The sequence below is a fragment of the Streptococcus hyointestinalis genome (assembly GCF_041225505.1).
GTDB lineage: Bacteria > Bacillota > Bacilli > Lactobacillales > Streptococcaceae > Streptococcus > Streptococcus hyointestinalis_B.
Genome location: NZ_JBCLSK010000022.1, coordinates 1 through 17,189 on the forward strand (window position 1 = coordinate 1; position 17,189 = coordinate 17,189).

A 17,189-nucleotide genomic window follows, 5' to 3' on the forward strand; every position below is an offset into this window, starting at 1 on the left:
TGTGGTGATTACAATTATATCTCTCTGAGGTGTTTTTTCATACTTTTAAGTGGCTAACTTCATTTTAGAACTTTTATAAGAAAATGAAAGGTTTATAATAATTGCCGTAAGACATATCTTATAATTTATCATATAAAGGAGTTCGTCATGAAATCACATGATATTTTGAATAACCCTTTTTTAAATAAGGGAACTGCTTTTACTATGGAAGAGCGTAAAGAGCTTGGCTTAGTTGGTCTTTTGCCTCCTTACGTCCAAACAATCGAAGAACAAGCTAAACAAGCTTACGCACACTACCAACGTAAAGAATCTGATCTTGAAAAACGCCATTTCTTGATGGAAATTTTCAACACAAACCGCACACTTTTCTACTATCTTTTTGATCAAAATATCGTTGAGTTCAACCCAATCGTTTATGATCCAGTTATTGCTGAGTCTATCGAACAATACAGTGAACTTTTTGTAGACCCACAATACGCTGCTTATCTTGATATTAACCATCCTGAAAATATCGAAGAAACGCTTAAAAACGCCGCTGGTGAGCGTGACATCCGCTTGATTGTTGCTACTGATGCCGAAGGTATCTTGGGTATCGGTGACTGGGGTGTCCAAGGGGTTGACATCTCTGTTGGTAAACTCATGGTCTACACAGCAGCTGCTGGTATTGACCCTGCTTCTGTTATGCCACTTGTTATCGACGCTGGTACAAACCGCAAAGAATTGCTTGATAACCCAATGTATCTTGGTAACCGTCATGAGTGTGTTCGTGGAGACAAATACTACGACTTCATCGACCAATTCGTGCAAACAGCTGAAAAACTCTTCCCTAAATTGTACCTTCACTGGGAAGACTTTGGTCGCTCAAACGCTGCCAACATCCTAGACAAATACAAAGGTAGCATCCCAACCTTTAACGATGACATCCAAGGAACTGGTATCGTTGTACTTGGTGGTATCTTTGGTGCTCTTGACATCACAGGTGAAAAATTAACAGACCAAGTGTACCTCTGCTATGGTGGTGGTTCTGCTGGTGCTGGTATCGCTGTTCGTGTACATGCTGAAATGGTCGCTGAAGGACTTGACCCAGAAGAAACTTACAAACGTTTCTTCATGATTGACAAACAAGGACTTCTCTTTGACGACATGGACGACCTGACTCCTGCTCAAAAACCATTTGCTAAGAAACGTGCTGACTTTGAAAATGCTGGTGACATGACAAACCTTCTTGAAGTGGTTAAAACCGTGAAACCAACTATCCTCGTCGGAACTTCAACAAACCCAGGTTCCTTTACCAAAGAAGTGGTTGAAGCAATGTGCGAAAACACAGAACGCCCAATCATCTTCCCAATCTCAAACCCTACTAAGAAAATCGAAGCAACCGCTGAGCAAGTTATTGAGTGGTCTGACGGTAAAGCCTTTGTCGCAACTGGTATCCCATCAGACACTGTTTCTTACAAAGGTGTTGACTACCAAATCGGACAAGCCAACAACGCTCTGATCTACCCAGGTCTTGGACTTGGTATGATTGCTTCAGAAGCGTCACTTCTTACAGACGAAATGATCGGTGCTGCTGCGCACTCTCTAAGCGGACTTGTGGACCCAGGTCAACCAGGCGCACCAGTATTGCCACCATTCCAATACGTAGCTGAAGTTTCTATCAAAGTAGCGGAAGCCGTTGCTAAGAAAGCGCAAGAACAAGGACTTGCTAAAGCCAAAGAACAAGACATGGCTAAAGCTGTTCGTGACCTCAAATGGTATCCAAAATACTAATTGAGGAGAGTTAGACGTGACACAATCAAAAATTTGGAACATAAAAATTTCAGGCGTTAGCCTACCCCTTTACCTAGGATTTGTGATTATCCTAGCTATTACCATTGCCATGGGCAAACTCCCACTTAACATCTTGGGAATCACCTTTATGCTAGTTGTCCTAGGGCATCTCTTTTACTGGATGGGTGAAAAACTTCCTGTCTTTAACTCTTATCTTGGTGGCGGTTCAGTATTTACCTTGATTGCCGCTTCTGTCCTAGCAAGTCTCGGCTGGGTACCAAAAGATGTCGTAACAGCTACTTCAACCTTCATGAATGGCTGGGGGTTCCTTGACTTCTACATAGCAGCTCTTATCTGTGGTTCTATTTTAGGAATGAATCGTAATCTCCTCGTCAAAGCTTCTGCACGCTTTATCCCTGTGGCTTTGATTTCAATGGTGATTGGATTCTTCTGTGTTGGATTTGTCGGTATGCTCTTAGGACAAGGCTTTGGACACTCTGTTATGTACATCTCATTTGCACAGATGGCAGGTGGGATGGGGGCAGGGATTGTCCCACTGTCTAAGATTTATGCTGCGGACATCCTCTCCCAACTCGCTCCAGCTACTACCCTTGGTAATATTCTCGCTATTATTGGTGCAGTCTTTATCTCCAAAACCTTTGCCAATACTAAATACAACGGACATGGTGTGCTCGTTCCCGTTAGTAAAGAAGACCTTGAAAAACCTAAAATCACCCTCGATGCGACAAAAATTGGTGTTGGTATGATGTTCGCCTTATCCCTCCTTTTAATCGGTGTCATCCTCAACGGTTTTGTTCCTAAAATTCACAGCTATGCTTTCATGATTATTATCGTCTTCATCTTGAAAGCCCTTAACGCTGTACCAAAACCACTAGAAGAAACCGTTGTGATGTTTAACCAAGTCATCATGACCAACCTTACCCACGCTGTCCTTGCTGGTATCGGGCTTTCTATGATTGACCTTTCCTCCTTAGCCCACGCCATGACATGGCAGTTTGTCCTCCTCAGCCTCACTTCTGTTGTTGCTATGGGGCTCTCAAGCGCTATTATCGGAAAATGGTGGGTACTCTACCCTGTCGAAGCCGCTATCGGTGCTGGTATGATCAATAACTCAATGGGTGGTACAGGAAATATCGCAGTGCTTTCTGCTTCTAACCGTATGGAAATGATTGCCTTTGCCCAAATGGCAAACCGTCTCGGAGGTGCCATCATCCTCATTCTAGGTGGTATCCTCATCCAATTCTTTAACTAACCCCACAAAAAAAGCTACCAAACGGTAGCTTTTTTCTTATCCTAATACAAAGAAAACCATCTCTAATAACTAGAGATGGCTCTTTTAGTTCTCATCAATAACGAGACGGACTTTTTTGCCCTGAGTAGGTACCGAATAAACAATCGACCTTATCGCCATAATGGTGCGCCCTTTTTTTCCAATAATATGACCAATATCCTTTGGATTGAGGTGGAGATGGTATTCTAGAAACTCTGGAGTATCTTGCACCTTGATGGTAAAATCCTCTGGTGCTGAGATTAAGGGTTTTACAATAGCGATAATGAGATTTTCAATGGTATCCATAAGCTTTCACTCGTTTTATTTTGAGAATTTTGAATCGTGGAATTTTTTCATAACTCCAGCTTTAGAAAGGATGTTGCGAACAGTGTCAGAAGGTTGTGCACCTTTAGCCAACCAGTCAAGAACACGGTCTTCTTTAAGTGTTACTTGGTTTTCTGCAACTAGTGGGTTGTAAGTACCAACTGTTTCGATGAAACGACCATCACGTGGAGCACGTGAATCTGCAACGTTGATACGGTAGAAAGGTTTCTTTTTAGAACCCATACGAGTTAAACGGATTTTTACTGCCATTTTAAATGTTCTCTTTTCTATTTGATTAGTTTAGGTAGTGATAATCACTTTACCTTAACTAGTATATCACGCTCTTCCATCCCTGTCAAGAAAAAATCTTGACACCTTTTAAAAAAGTTCGATGACACCGTAGTGAAATTTCTGATTAGGTCGCACCAAGCGTTTAAAGCCGTACTTTTCAAAGACATCGTCTTTGAAATGCGCCTTGATGATGATTTTCTCCCTCACCACTCGCTTCATCTCTGCCAACAACTCCGCACTCATGGGTGTTGGATTCGCTAGAGAAGTTAAACCAGACAGATTGTGTGCTTCTTTTATGCGATGACGAAACATGGGATCGCAGTAAATGACATCAAATGCTTGATCAGGCTGACTTTTAAGATAGGCGAGATTATCACCGTGCACGGTCTTTATGGAGCGCATGGCAGCCGTCAAGTCTTCATTGCTAGACGAATAGTTTTTCAAACCCATGCTAACTAAAGTATAAGGGATAAGCTCAGACTCCACTGCCGTCACATCATGCCCAGCTGCCGCTATGACAATGCTATCAGACGCCAAGCTCATAGTCGTATCCAGCACCGTCTTTTGAGCAGAACCTACCAGCTCTCGAAGAGGATCATGAGCTGCTTTTACGCGAAGCATGGCTGTATCGGGGTGAAACGTCAACTCCTCGCCCTTATCATCTTGAAAAACGAGCTTGTCCTTATAAACCACCAAAATCCCTGTACTACTTCCCATGAGACGCTTCAAGCTTTCTTTTCTACGCTCCTTATAAATAGCTCCTAGGCTCTCTGCTAGCTCTTTTGCTTGGCTTTCTTGGCTACTACTTGGGTGAAAAGAGGTCGTCACACAAATCGTCACTAGATTAAAATCCCTTCTAAATGATCCAGCTCATGCTGGCAAATCTGCGCCTCTAAGCCTGTCAAAGTCAGTGTTTTAGGAAGCCATTTTTCATCATAAAAACGAACCGTAATCTCCTCATAGCGCTCAGTCACACGACTTCCAGATAGAGACAAGCAAGACTCCTGCGTCTGATAAAGACCAGATTTTTGGGTCACAACAGGATTGAACATGACCAGATCAAAAAACGCCATCTGGATGATAATCACACGCTTATTGACCCCAATCATATTTGCCGCCATCCCCACACAATGCTTGCGGTGACTCGCCAAAGTATCTCGCAAATCCTGCGCCAAAAACACATCTGCCTTTGTAGCCTCTTTGGACTTCTGACTTAAAAATAGCGGATCTGTTACAATTTTTTTGATCATCAACGAACTCTCATTTCTAAACTTTAAAATAAATTCTACATTTGTTGAGTGACGATGCTTTAGAACCATTCGAAATGACACAGCTCTAAAACAACTTTGCCAACGGAAGAAAGACGCTTTTGCTTTGGAACCATTTGAAATAACACAGCTCTAAAACAACTAAATAAACTTATAAAAATCATCTTTGTATAACTGTACAATTACTTTAACTTACTGAGTTCAATAGCGTTATTGATAATAAGCATGATACAATCAATACTTTTGGCTTTTAATAGTTCCTTTTCTTTGTTGGAATGGTTAGAGTATATTATTTCATCTACAGTAGAGGAAATAATATTAAAAATAATTGTTGAAAGAGCTTTTAATTCTGCACTTTCTTCAACGTCAATATAATGTAAAAAGCAGTGGTAAGTTAGCTCTTTAACTTTATGGTTATGGTTCTCTAGGACTGATTTGACCTGCGGAATGGTAAAAGCTAACATTTCGATTTGATTATGAAATTCTTCATTTTCATTTTTTAAAAGTTTATTTATCAATAATTCTAAACACCTTCTAGGCTCACTCTTAAAAAGTTCTAAAAAATCTTGCGTGTTTATGTCATCAAAAATCGTAATGAAGCTAGCATTATAATCATTTAATAAAGCCACTAAAATAGCTTCTTTATCTGAAAAATATGAATATAGCGTCCCTATGGAAACACCAGCTTCTTTTGCAATTTCATTTGTTGTCACATTGAAATAATTCTTTTTTGAAAAAAGAGCCTTTGCTGTATTCAATATTTTTTTGGTTTTATCTATACTTCTTTTTTGTGTAGGTGTTCTAACCTCTTTTACCATGGTTGTCTCTCCTTTTATAGTGATTACTCGTAGTAATATCATATCATAAAAAAGAGTAACAGAAAAACGTGAGTTAATACTTATATGTTATTGACACCAGCTCTCTTTTGGAGTATTATTTATATGAATTATAGCTCACGTTGTTTTTTATGTTAGAGGAGGCTAATGATGTTAAAAAAATTATCGTTAACGTGTGCCATGTGTTTAGGTGTCTTTTTGGTTATGCTTGACACAACAATTATGAATATTGCCTTACTAGCAATTGTACTGAAATAGCCTCCAAATTTTTCATCTTTAAAAAAGCAAGGCTTTCTAAAATTTCATTACTACTTAGTATATCTTTTGTCATTTTATACTCCTTCTTTGATAATATTTTGTGAAATAAGGATTGCAATAACTGTCGATACAATTGCACTGATACCGATAGCAGTAAATGATAGATTTTCTAATAGTACACCTCCTAAAGCTGAACCTAGTGTCAACCCTAAGTATAGGAATGAGCTGTTTAGCGATGTCATAGTTGCTCTGCTTTCCGGAAGAATTGTTGCGTTAAATGTTGTTAACTGCGGTGTACCAACACCTTGAACAAAGGCTAACACAGCTAAAACAATGACAAATAAAATCAAACTAATATCTTTAACACCTAAAACAAGATAAGCAAGACAACTAATAACCCCAGAGAAAAGAATAACCTTTTTCATTCCAAAACTATTACCAATCCAACCTCCGCTAAAACTGCTAACAAAATTGCTAAGACCATAAACCATGAAAACTAATCCAATAACCCCAACCGACAAATGAAAATTTTGACCAATATAAGTTCCTAAATAGGTGTAGATGGCATAGAATCCGTACATCCAAAATAGCATTGTCAGTAAACCCAATGAAGCTCTCGGATTTTTAATAACATTGATGTAGTGGCTTAAGGGATTAGTTATGATAGCATTTTGATTTTTAACATCTTTTCAACAAATAAAATAATTAAAACCCATGAAACGGCAGCAAAAATGGCTGATCCAAAGAATGTCCAATGCCAGTTCCATAAATTAGCAATAAAAGAACCCGCTGGGACACCGACTGCAATTGAAAGGGACAAGGCTGACATCACTATTCCCATGATTTTTCCAATATCTTCTTTATCAAAATTATTCCCAATATAAGCATATACATTTGGAGTGAACATAGCAGCACCAAGTCCAGCCAATGCTCTAAAAATATAAAAAGAAGTTAAATTGGTAGCTGTTCCGCAAAGGAAAGTTGCAATTGTAAACAAAAGGAGCCCTGTCACAATCATCATCTTTCGGGGCAATCTTTCTGAAAAAGGTGCAATAATAGGGGCACCTACAGCATAAAAGATAGCATACACAGTAACACCAAAACCGACATTAGCTACCTTAGTAGAAAAAGCAGTCGCAATTGTAGGTAGAAGGGACGAAATAATAAATGGATCTAGCCCTACAATGAATACTGCAATAAAAAAGCCAACAACTGTCAATCTTTTTGACAAACTAAAATGTGACATTACTTTTACCTCACAATAAATATTAGCTTATTTCTATATTTTTATATTACAATGAATATCGAAATAATATTGTTAAATTTTAGCATTAAAAGTACTATTTTAATGCTTTTTATCACTATTCTTTTACAAGAGTTTCCAGAAAACCAGGTAAATACTTTTCAAAAGTTTCTTTTCTTAGAGTGATATACCTATTTTGTCCTTCTCGCCTTGTGTATGTTAATCCAGCTTCTCTTAATGTTTTTAAGTGGTATGAAATAGTTGAGTTCCCAACTTCCATGCCTTCACTTATCTGACCACACCCCATTTCTTCGTTTTTCAAGTACAATGTACGAATAATTTCTAATCGCACTTGATCTGCTAGAGCTTTTAAAATTTTTACTCTTATTTCATCGTCAAACATAATACACCTCACTTTCTTACACTAGATTATATCACTATTAAATCAATTTTACCAGATATATTTTGATTTTTCTTGAAATATCGAAAAGAAAAGATATTTTTACTGCCGGATGGGACGTATCAATTGTTCACAAGGTAAAACTAACTTTTCCTATGAGCTTAGTGTCAAAAGTGGGAGCATTACCATTATGGATAAACAGTATACGAATACTTCTAAAAAAAACTTACAACTACAAACTCCACATTATACTATCAATTGTGATATGGGAACCATTATAATTACCTAATGTCTTTAATCTTTTTCTATAAAATAACAAAAAAACAAGAAGCATAGCCTCTTGTCATTTTTTCATTTTTATTTTTAGACGATACCTTGTGCTGACATTGCTTCAGCGACTTTGAGGAATCCTGCGATGTTGGCACCTACAACAAGGTTACCTTCATGTCCAAATTCTTTAGCTGCTGCTGCAGAGTTATCGTAGATACCTTTCATGATATCGTAAAGTTTGCTGTCCACTTCTTCAAATGTCCAAGATGTGCGTGCGCTGTTTTGTGCCATTTCAAGTGCTGATACAGCAACACCACCAGCATTAGCTGCTTTAGCTGGACCAAATGATACACCTGCTTTCAAGAAGACATCAATAGCACCAAGTGTTGAAGGCATGTTTGCCCCTTCAGAAACAGCGATAACGCCGTTTGCAACCAGTTTTTCAGCGTCTGCTTCGCTAAGTTCGTTTTGAGTAGCACATGGGAAGGCAAGGTCTGCTTTGATAGACCAGATGGTTTCCTTACCACCTGCTGGCGTGAAGGTTGCGTTTGGACGAGCTTCTGCGTATTTGACGATACGAGCACGTTCTACTTCCTTAAGTTGTTTCAACAAGGCAAGGTCGATACCGTCTGGATCGTAAACGTAACCTGAAGAATCTGAACATGCAACGACTTTTGCACCAAGGCTATGCAATTTTTCGATAGCGTAGATAGCAACGTTACCAGAACCTGAGACAACAGCTGTTTTACCGTTGAAGGTTTCGCCACGAGCGTTAAGCATTTGCTCAGCGAAGTAAACACAACCGTAACCTGTTGCTTCTGTACGAGCAAGTGAACCACCGTAAGTCAAGCCTTTACCTGTAAGCACACCTGTGTATTCGTTACGAAGGCGTTTGTATTGACCGTAAAGGTAGCCAATCTCACGTCCACCAACACCGATATCACCAGCAGGCACGTCAGTGTCAGCGCCGATGTGTTTGCTAAGCTCTGTCATGAAGCTTTGGCAGAAACGCATGATTTCGTTATCAGATTTTCCTTTAGGGTCAAAGTTTGAACCACCTTTACCACCACCGATAGGTTGACCTGTCAATGAGTTTTTAAAGATTTGTTCAAATCCCAAGAATTTGATGATGGATTGGTTAACAGATGGGTGGAAACGAAGACCACCTTTGTATGGACCAATAGCAGATGAGAACTGTACACGGAAACCACGGTTTACTTGTACTTGACCTTTGTCATCAACCCAAGGCACACGGAAAGAAACGATGCGCTCTGGCTCTACCAAACGTTCCAAAAGGTTTTCTTCGATGTATTTTGGATATTTGTCAAAGACTGGCACCAAAGATTCGAAGACTTCTTCAACGGCTTGTAAAAACTCTGGCTCGTGAGCATTTTGAGCTTTCACTTTTTCAAAAACACTTGCAACATATTCTTTACCTGTTGTCATTTGTAATCCCTCCATGTCATATCATTTACATAAAATATTATAAATTTTCAGAATATTATTGTCAAGCGTTTTTTTCACTTTTTTTGAAAAAAGCGTTTTCCATGTTATAAAATATCACATCAGTAAAAGTTTCTTGACAATTATGGCAATTCAAGCTACAATAAAGGGCGTAATTTTCTTATATATGTGAGGTTCTTATGAAATACTTTTCCCTAACAGCTGGGGTTATCTCCCTTCTTATTGGGTTTTATTTGTTTGCTAGCCCTCTAGCTACGATTTCTACTATTGGCTGGATTTTGGCTTTATTTGTCTTTATCTCTGGTATCAATGGTATCGTTACTTATTTCCACCAAATCAATGGTGAGCGTAATATCTGGATGCTGATTCAAAGCACACTTTCTATTATCTTTGGCTTCTTATTGATTACGAGCTCTACCTTTGCTCGCTCAAGTGTTGTGATTACCATCTTAGCTTATTGGGTGCTGGTGAGTGGTATTTTACGTTTAATTACAGGTTATCAGCTCGGTCGAGCGGGTTTTCCAAAGTCAGACTCTAACCGTTATCTCATCGGTGGGGTTATTGCGATTATCTTTGCCATTATCCTCTTTAGCTCGCCTATTTTATCAGCGGCAGTCATCGGACGCTTTGTAGCTCTTGTCTTGATTGCTATTGGTATCTCAAGCATTTATACTTTTATTCGTCTACCATAGACAAAAGACCTTGTTACCAAGGTCTTTTTTAGTTGTTTGAGGCGTGATAGTTTTTTAAGAAAGCCTCTAAACTATCTGGCAATGTTTTCTTTGAGTGGTAAATAGGCGTCTTTTCTTCGTTAATGGATAGGCTTTTTATCGTCTCTAGGTAATAATAACCTGTCTTTGTTTTTTGCAGTTGGGCTGTCTTTGGAAAATCCTCTTGATAAGTCTCCTTGTCAATATTGGCATAGGCTTTTTGTTTGATGGACTTAACATCATCAAAATCAAGGGTAGCAGAGCTTGTCGGGCGTAGATAGATCTTGCTACTATCACGCTTGTACTCGCCCTCATAGACCGTTAACCAAGGGTAATCGTCCTCATCGTCTTCTAAGGCTTCATCAAGTTCATCTTGATTAGCATAGTCCGTATGATCGTCCAAGGTGATAAAGTGCTTTTGGTCAATGAGCTTAAAAGTGAAATCATCTGTTTGGTAGGTTTGTCCAATCTTTAAACTCTGCACACTTTTTTGGGGTGTATCTTGATTTGTCCCTAGATACCAAAAAGTCAGATAGGCACCGACTAAAAGTAGCAAGCTGATAAGCATAACAATCCATTTTTTCATCCTTTACCTCCTGTGACCTCTTTGACCAGCTCTTTGAGGGCTTTTTTGACGGCTTTAGCTCTACTTTGATGATTGATACCATAATATCCCTTGGCATTAAAATAACTGTCTGACCAGCTTTTAAGCATAGTTTGTTTTTGTGGTGAAGAAACACGATTAGGCGCCCTAAAAGGCTTGACAATCGCTTTTCTAAACTGTAGATCTAAGGGTCTGATGGGCTTGACATCAAGTGCTACATGCAGTCTGTCGTTGCGATTAGCATAGTTAAAGCTCGCTCCGTTGACAATGCCGTTTTCGCTCGTCCCTTCTTCGTCTATTTCATTTAGAAAATGCCCTTGACTATCTAAGATAAACTCCGTGTGAAAGTCCATGACGATCTTAATGTTAACTTGCTCTTTGCCGTCTGGATAGATAATTTGAGTCTGTCCTAGTGTTTGCTTGAGAGCAACTTTGTTGTGTAAGCGTGAGGACTCACCTGTGCTATAGTCATAGTAAACATCCGCATCCTCAACACCCATCTCATCCAAGAAAGCATTGTAATCGTCCATTTCCTTCATATAAGCAATCAAAGCGGCACGGTCTGTCTGATTGGCTTTGCCATAGTGCTTGCGGATATAATAGGCTTGCTGCGCTGAAATCACATAGCGGAACTGATGAATTTTCTGCTGAAAGTCCCCTTTATGAGCCTAGCTGTTTTTTGGAAAAGCATACTGCACCCAAAGTGCAAACGCTGACCAAAAGGCGTCATCTGGCTCAAGACCATTATCAAAACGCTTTATTAACTGCAGGGTCTCGTCCTTACTGCCAGATAGCTCAAGCGGCATATCCACAGTGTTCAAGACAATCTCAAGCAGGTGACGCCCACGCCGCTTTTGACTAGAAAAGATAGACGCTTCGTCTTTTTGGGCATTCATCAGCGCCATCTCACTCTCAAGAAGAGCGTCAAAAGAAGAGCTAGCGATTTTCTTGCTAGCAGCTAGGCGCTTTGACAGACGCTTTGTATAGACTGAGCTATCGCCTTTTAGGCTGATTTTTGTGATAAAGCCGTGATAAATGCTGGTCTCTGACCAACCAATCTGTTTGAGCTGTTCTTTTGCCTCTAGCAGTTCACGAGACAGCTCAGAAGCCTTATCACAATAGGTCTTTTTCAGCTTTTTCCTATAATTTGCCCATGTTTTGTCCCATTTGATGGGATTTATTTTATTGCTTGACAGCCAAGTGGTGCTGTCACTCTTTTCAAAAGACGGTGTGACGGTTTTATCTGCCGTTCGCACCCAAATGTAAATCCCAAGAAGTGCTCCTATCAAGCCTACACCCAGTAAGCTCACGCCTATCAATCGCTTTTTCCTCATCATACCAACATTATATCAAAATCAATGGACAAGAGATAGTGCTTTGTCTAAAAACAAAAAGATTAGGACTAAGTCCTAATCTCTTATTTATTACCTTTATTGCGGATAACAAAGCCGTTTTTCTTCTCGCTTGATGTGCGATGTGGGCGTTTGTTGCCTTTATTTTCAAAGTCTTTGCGGTTTTTGTTAGATGTACGCTTAAACTCACGATGTCCTTTGTCATTGTCGCTATAGCGTTTGCCTTTGCGGCGATCACCACCACGTCCGCTTTTGCCTTTATTAGCGCCTGATGGTTTAAATGGTAATGGTTTTTCACGCGCAATTTCAACCTCTGGCAAACTATCTGGGTCTTGAACGGTCAAGGTCAGAATGTAAAGCGCAAGCTCTTCTGGTGTAAACTCTTGCGCTAGTTTAATAGCGTCACCTTTGAACTTATCAAACTGCGCACGAATGCTGTCATCTGCAAAATCACGCTCAATCTTCTTGAGAGCAACACGTTTTTTAGATTTGAAGGCTTCCTGCGCTGTGGCTGGTTTCATGCCTTTCATGCGTTTCTTGGTCAGATTTTCAATGATAGAGAGGTAGCCCATTTCATTTGGCGCTACAAAAGTGATGGACTGACCGTGCTTGCCGGCACGCCCTGTACGCCCAATGCGGTGCACATAGCTCTCGGGGTCTTGAGGAATATCGTAGTTGTAGACATGTGTCACACCAGAAATATCCAAACCACGGGCTGCCACGTCTGTCGCTACCAAGATATCGAGATTGTCATTTTTAAAATCACGCAATACACGCAGACGCTTACCTTGGTCAAGGTCACCGTGAATGCCCTCAGCACGATAGCCACGCAGCTTCAAACCACGTGTCAACTCATCCACACGACGCTTTGTACGCCCAAAGACAATAGCAAGATCTGGCTGCTCGACATCAATCAAACGTGTCATGGTGTCAAATTTTTCTTGCTCTTTGACACGGATATAGTATTGGTCAACAAGGTCTGTTGTCAACTCCTTAGCTGCTACTTTGACATGCTCAGGCTGGTTCATAAACTGCATACCAATGCGCTTAATCGGCTCTGGCATAGTCGCTGAAAAGAGCAGGGTTTGACGCTCTTCAGGCACACGGCTGATGATAGCTTCGATATCATCCAAAAAGCCCATGTTGAGCATTTCATCTGCTTCATCAAGGATAAGAGTTTCGATATGATTGAGCTTGAGGGCTTTACGCTTAATCAAGTCAAGCAGGCGTCCTGGTGTCCCGACAACGACATGCGCACCTGATTTTAGGGCTTTGATTTGCTTTTCAATGCTAGAGCCACCGTAGACAGAGCGCACCTTGACACCCTTGTCACGTCCAAAGCGGAACAGCTCCTCTTGACTTTGCACGGCAAGCTCACGTGTGGGTGCAATGACAAGTGCTTGAATGGTCGGCTCGTCCACACGGATTTTATCTAAAGTTGGCAGCCCAAAAGCGGCTGTCTTTCCTGTACCGGTTTGTGCTTGCCCGATAACGTCCTTGCCTTCTAACGCCAAGGGAATGGTCAACTCTTGGATAGGTGAGGGCTCTTTAAAGCCAGCATTTTCAACGGCTGACAAAATCGTATCTGACAATTTTAATTCTGTAAATTTCAATGTAGTCTCTCTTCTAAAAAGGCAGTGCGAAGCTGCCTTATCTCTCTTTATTTTTCACGTCACAAGCTTGCAACTTATTTAGTGTAACATACTTTCTTGAAAAAAGATAGATAGAGCCTTGAAAACCGAGAAACTTTTCATTTCACAGAGGAGCGAAAATAATAGGGTATCAAGTAAAGCACTAAGCTATATCCTAAAAGCATGACAAGACCAAACAGCCAGTCTTTTTCCTTGACGACATAGCTTAGCGTGCGAAAGACTAGCACTGTAAAAGCGCCTATCTGCCAAGTTTTAGGTTGCCACTTCTGTTTTTGCCGAAATGCTTGATAAAGGTGGTAACTGCTCCAGACAAGAAAAAGAAGAAAAGCTAGCGCATTTAGAATGGTAAAGAAACGGAGCAGCTCTAAACTTACTGTCAGAGCACCTCTACTCACCAAGAGAAAAACGATACCAACCCCATCAGCAAGCAAAGTCAATGCGATAAAGAGCGTGGATAGACGATAATATGTCTTTTGCATAGAAACCCTCCCTTTAACGTTTAAACGACCATATTCTTCACCTCTATTGTCCTCTTATTTTGACGAAAAAGCAACACAAAAAATCCTCTATGAACTCTCATAGAGGATTGCTTCATTAACGCAAAACTGCTTCTGCTAGTGCTTTTTGGATGTCAAGCACGCTGCTGTCGTTTTTAAATTGCAGACTTTCTGCTGGCTCAATTTCAGAGGAAATCCAAATCTTCAACTCAGCATCAAGGTCGAAATGACCAGATGTTTCTACGGAAAAGCGTGAGATGGACTTGTAAGGAATGGAGCGATACTCTGTCTTTTTGCCTGTCACACCTTGCTTGTCCACCAGAATCAAGCGTTTTTCAGTAAAGACAATCAAATCCCGCACCAAGACAAAAGCCAAGTCAACCTGCTCGCCCTCAAAAAGGACAGGTGCTAAATCCTTTGTCACCTTGTCGACATTTGCCTGTGAGGCATTGCCCATCAATCCTGAAAATAGTCCCATAAAAACCTCCCTACATCTTCTCTTCTAGCTTGACATCTGGGTATTTATCCGCAAACCAGCGCAGTGCAAAGTCATTTTCAAAGAGGAAAACAGGCTGATCAAAGCGGTCTTTGGCTAAGATATTACGACTAGAGCTCATGCGCTCGTCCAAATCATCTAGCGAAATCCAGCGCACGGTCTTTTTGCCCATAGGCGTCATGACGACTTCGGCGTTGTATTCGTTTTCCATGCGGTGCTTAAAGACCTCAAACTGGAGCTGACCGACCGCACCCAGCATGTACTCGCCCGTCTGATAGTTCTTGTAGAGCTGGATAGCACCTTCTTGCACCAGCTGCTCAATCCCCTTGTGGAAAGACTTCTGCTTCATGACATTCTTAGCTGAGACTTTCATGAAAATCTCTGGGGTAAAGGTTGGCAGTGGCTCAAACTCGAACTTATTTTTGCCCACAGTTAGGGTATCACCGACCTGATAAGTCCCTGTATCGTAAACCCCGATGATATCTCCTGCAACAGCATTTTCCACATTTTCACGGCTTTCTGCCATGAACTGGGTCACGTTTGACAATTTAGCACTTTTTCCTGTGCGGGTCAGATTGACTGACATGCCACGCTCAAACTCACCAGAGACGATACGAACAAAGGCAATACGGTCACGGTGACGTGGGTCCATGTTGGCTTGGATTTTGAAAACAAAGCCAGAAAAGTCCTTGTCAAGTGGGTCAACCATCTCGCCACCCACCGTCTTGTGCCCATGTGGCTCTGGTGCAAACTCAAGGAAAGTGTCAAGGAAAGTCTGCACACCAAAGTTTGTCAGCGCTGAACCAAAGAAAACAGGTGTCAAATTACCAGACAGGATGGCTTCTTCTGAGAATTCATTACCAGCTTCTTGAAGAAGTTCGATGTCTTCTTTAACTTGCTCGTAGAAAGGATTGCCCCCAAACAGTGTGTCGCCGTCTTCGATACGCGCAAAGCGCTCGTCACCCTTGTAGAGTTCCAAGCGTTCATTGTGCAAGTCGTAAAGCCCTTCAAAGGATTTCCCCATACCGATTGGCCAGTTCATCGGGTAGCTAGCTATGCCCAGCACTTCCTCAAGCTCTTCTAGCAAATCGAGCGGCTCACGTCCATCACGGTCGAGTTTATTGATAAAGGTGAAAACAGGAATGTTACGGTGTTTGACAACCTCAAAGAGCTTTTTGGTCTGTGCCTCAATCCCCTTGGCTGAATCCACCACCATGACTGCAGCGTCCACCGCCATCAGCGTCCGATAGGTGTCCTCTGAGAAGTCCTCGTGCCCTGGGGTATCTAGGATATTGACACGCTTGCCGGCATAGTCAAACTGCATGACAGAGGATGTCACCGAAATCCCACGCTGTTTCTCGATGTCCATCCAGTCAGACTTGGCAAAGTTTCCAGTCTTTTTCCCCTTGACCGTTCCTGCCTCACGAATCTCACCCCCAAAATAGAGCAACTGCTCGGTAATGGTCGTTTTCCCTGCGTCTGGGTGAGAGATGATGGCAAAGGTACGACGTTTTTGTATAGCTTCTTGTAAATTCATCGTTTCTCTTTCTTTTTTATGTTACTTCTTCGATTTTTTCTTTTTTTAGCCTTGTTACATTGGACAAATTCCTCTTTCGCTCTTTGCTACCCTTGTCCTAAAGGGGCACGGCAGTACATCGTTAAGCCTTTCTGAGCAATCTTTTCTTTTAGATAAGGAATACTACTGTGCCTAGAGAGTTGGTCAATCTTATCTTGCAAATCTGAACTGATACAATGACTTTTCCCTTCTAAAAGAGGAGCAACTTCTTCCAATATTTGCTGCGGATACAGATTGCCAATAACAGAGGACAAGCGCGTACAGCCAGCTTCTATGTTAGAGAACAAGTCTTCCTCACCTCCTGCATAGAAATGAAGATGAGGGTTGCTTGCTTTCAATGGCGCAATCCAGCTCGTTTCAGAGAGATTTTTAACACCGATAACCTGAGGCAAATTGAGCACCTCTTGCCAACCTTTAAAATCTAGCCCTGTTCCTGTCCTAGCAGGATTATCATAGAGAATGACAGGCTTTTTAGACAAATTCACCAAAGAGCGGATATAAAACAACAGCTCGTCTTGACAAGGGCGAATATAGGGTGGAAAGCCTAATAAAATCGCCTTTATGCTCTTGAGTTCATTTAACACTGTGAGTAATTTCTCTGCTTCTTTCTGACGAACAGCAGAAACACCAAACAAGCATTCCATGTCATGAGAGAGACTCGCCTTATTTACTGCTTGGGCGAGTTTGATTTTTTCATCTACAGTCATGCTGTGCTGCTCACCCGTTGAGCCTGCTAGTAAAACGGAACGCACCCCTGCTTCAGCTAAATGCTGAATATGCTTGATCGTCGCAATCGTATCTAGATTTTCATCTTTGTCAAAAGCCGTTGGAACAGCTACATGAATAGTTTCACTCAGCATCCTCTACTCACTTTCTATTAACATCTA

The 17,189-nt window shown here is 41.1% G+C and carries 18 protein-coding genes and 1 pseudogene; 3 read left to right on the forward strand and 16 right to left on the reverse strand.

Annotated features, from left to right (window positions below; genetic code table 11):
- The first annotated feature begins 147 nt into the window (after positions 1-147).
- Both AALA56_RS06415 and AALA56_RS06420 read left to right on the forward strand, forming a co-directional pair.
- Entirely contained in the window at positions 148-1,770 is a 1,623-nt protein-coding gene (locus AALA56_RS06415) for a malolactic enzyme (RefSeq protein ID WP_369909283.1), read from the forward strand.
- Positions 1,771-1,786: 16 nt separating this feature from the next.
- On the forward strand, positions 1,787-3,043 hold the full coding sequence (locus AALA56_RS06420) for a 2-hydroxycarboxylate transporter family protein (RefSeq protein WP_369909284.1): 1,257 nt from the start codon (positions 1,787-1,789) through the stop codon (positions 3,041-3,043).
- A gap of 84 nt (positions 3,044-3,127) precedes the next feature.
- Here the strand turns inward: AALA56_RS06420 and AALA56_RS06425 are convergent, their stop codons facing one another.
- The 9 genes from AALA56_RS06425 to gdhA all read right to left on the reverse strand — a co-directional run bounded on the left by AALA56_RS06425 (position 3,128) and on the right by gdhA (position 9,397).
- Entirely contained in the window at positions 3,128-3,367 is a 240-nt protein-coding gene (locus AALA56_RS06425; protein ID WP_115268944.1) for a KH domain-containing protein, read from the reverse strand.
- Positions 3,368-3,382: 15 nt separating this feature from the next.
- Positions 3,383-3,655 (reverse strand): 30S ribosomal protein S16, encoded by a 273-nt coding sequence (gene rpsP / locus AALA56_RS06430; RefSeq protein WP_115268942.1) that lies wholly within the window; start codon positions 3,653-3,655, stop codon positions 3,383-3,385.
- A gap of 108 nt (positions 3,656-3,763) precedes the next feature.
- Positions 3,764-4,516, reverse strand: a complete 753-nt coding sequence (locus AALA56_RS06435; protein WP_369909285.1) for a class I SAM-dependent methyltransferase — start codon at positions 4,514-4,516, stop codon at positions 3,764-3,766.
- Positions 4,516-4,926, reverse strand: a complete 411-nt coding sequence (locus AALA56_RS06440; RefSeq protein ID WP_369909286.1) for a peptide deformylase — start codon at positions 4,924-4,926, stop codon at positions 4,516-4,518. Before AALA56_RS06440 ends, AALA56_RS06435 begins: the two co-directional genes overlap by 1 nt.
- A gap of 200 nt (positions 4,927-5,126) precedes the next feature.
- Positions 5,127-5,762 (reverse strand): TetR/AcrR family transcriptional regulator, encoded by a 636-nt coding sequence (locus AALA56_RS06445; RefSeq protein ID WP_369909287.1) that lies wholly within the window; start codon positions 5,760-5,762, stop codon positions 5,127-5,129.
- A 350-nt stretch (positions 5,763-6,112) separates the two neighbouring features.
- The gene (locus tag AALA56_RS06450) at positions 6,113-6,619 is read right to left on the reverse strand and encodes an MFS transporter (protein WP_369909288.1); all 507 of its coding nucleotides are present in this window, start codon (positions 6,617-6,619) and stop codon (positions 6,113-6,115) included.
- 77 nt (positions 6,620-6,696) lie between these two features.
- Positions 6,697-7,284 (reverse strand): MFS transporter, encoded by a 588-nt coding sequence (locus AALA56_RS06455; protein WP_369909289.1) that lies wholly within the window; start codon positions 7,282-7,284, stop codon positions 6,697-6,699.
- A 115-nt stretch (positions 7,285-7,399) separates the two neighbouring features.
- A complete protein-coding gene (locus AALA56_RS06460) occupies positions 7,400-7,684 on the reverse strand; it encodes an ArsR/SmtB family transcription factor (RefSeq protein ID WP_369909290.1) in 285 nt (94 codons plus the stop codon).
- Positions 7,685-8,044: 360 nt separating this feature from the next.
- Positions 8,045-9,397, reverse strand: coding sequence for an NADP-specific glutamate dehydrogenase (gdhA, locus tag AALA56_RS06465; protein WP_164683429.1), 1,353 nt, complete (start codon positions 9,395-9,397; stop codon positions 8,045-8,047).
- 197 nt (positions 9,398-9,594) lie between these two features.
- Here gdhA and AALA56_RS06470 point away from each other — a divergent pair, with 197 nt between their 5' ends.
- Positions 9,595-10,107: a DUF308 domain-containing protein gene (locus AALA56_RS06470; RefSeq protein ID WP_164683430.1), complete on the forward strand. Its 513-nt coding sequence runs from the start codon at positions 9,595-9,597 to the stop codon at positions 10,105-10,107.
- 28 nt (positions 10,108-10,135) lie between these two features.
- On the opposite strand, the gene AALA56_RS06475 is transcribed toward AALA56_RS06470, so the two are convergent.
- The 7 genes and pseudogenes from AALA56_RS06475 to AALA56_RS06505 form a co-directional block, all read right to left on the reverse strand.
- Entirely contained in the window at positions 10,136-10,711 is a 576-nt protein-coding gene (locus AALA56_RS06475; protein ID WP_369909291.1) for a hypothetical protein, read from the reverse strand.
- Positions 10,708-12,066 (reverse strand): annotated as a pseudogene (locus AALA56_RS06480) (DUF3114 domain-containing protein). The gene AALA56_RS06475 and the pseudogene AALA56_RS06480 overlap by 4 nt, the downstream one beginning before the upstream one ends.
- Before the next feature lie 80 nt (positions 12,067-12,146).
- The gene (locus AALA56_RS06485) at positions 12,147-13,694 is read right to left on the reverse strand and encodes a DEAD/DEAH box helicase (protein ID WP_369909292.1); all 1,548 of its coding nucleotides are present in this window, start codon (positions 13,692-13,694) and stop codon (positions 12,147-12,149) included.
- 137 nt (positions 13,695-13,831) lie between these two features.
- Positions 13,832-14,212 (reverse strand): hypothetical protein, encoded by a 381-nt coding sequence (locus AALA56_RS06490; RefSeq protein ID WP_369909294.1) that lies wholly within the window; start codon positions 14,210-14,212, stop codon positions 13,832-13,834.
- Between the two features lie 115 nt (positions 14,213-14,327).
- Positions 14,328-14,708, reverse strand: a complete 381-nt coding sequence (locus AALA56_RS06495) for a PH domain-containing protein (RefSeq protein ID WP_369909295.1) — start codon at positions 14,706-14,708, stop codon at positions 14,328-14,330.
- 10 nt (positions 14,709-14,718) lie between these two features.
- Positions 14,719-16,263: a peptide chain release factor 3 gene (locus tag AALA56_RS06500; protein ID WP_369909296.1), complete on the reverse strand. Its 1,545-nt coding sequence runs from the start codon at positions 16,261-16,263 to the stop codon at positions 14,719-14,721.
- 86 nt (positions 16,264-16,349) lie between these two features.
- The gene (locus tag AALA56_RS06505) at positions 16,350-17,162 is read right to left on the reverse strand and encodes a dihydrodipicolinate synthase family protein (protein WP_369909297.1); all 813 of its coding nucleotides are present in this window, start codon (positions 17,160-17,162) and stop codon (positions 16,350-16,352) included.
- Positions 17,163-17,189 lie beyond the last annotated feature (27 nt).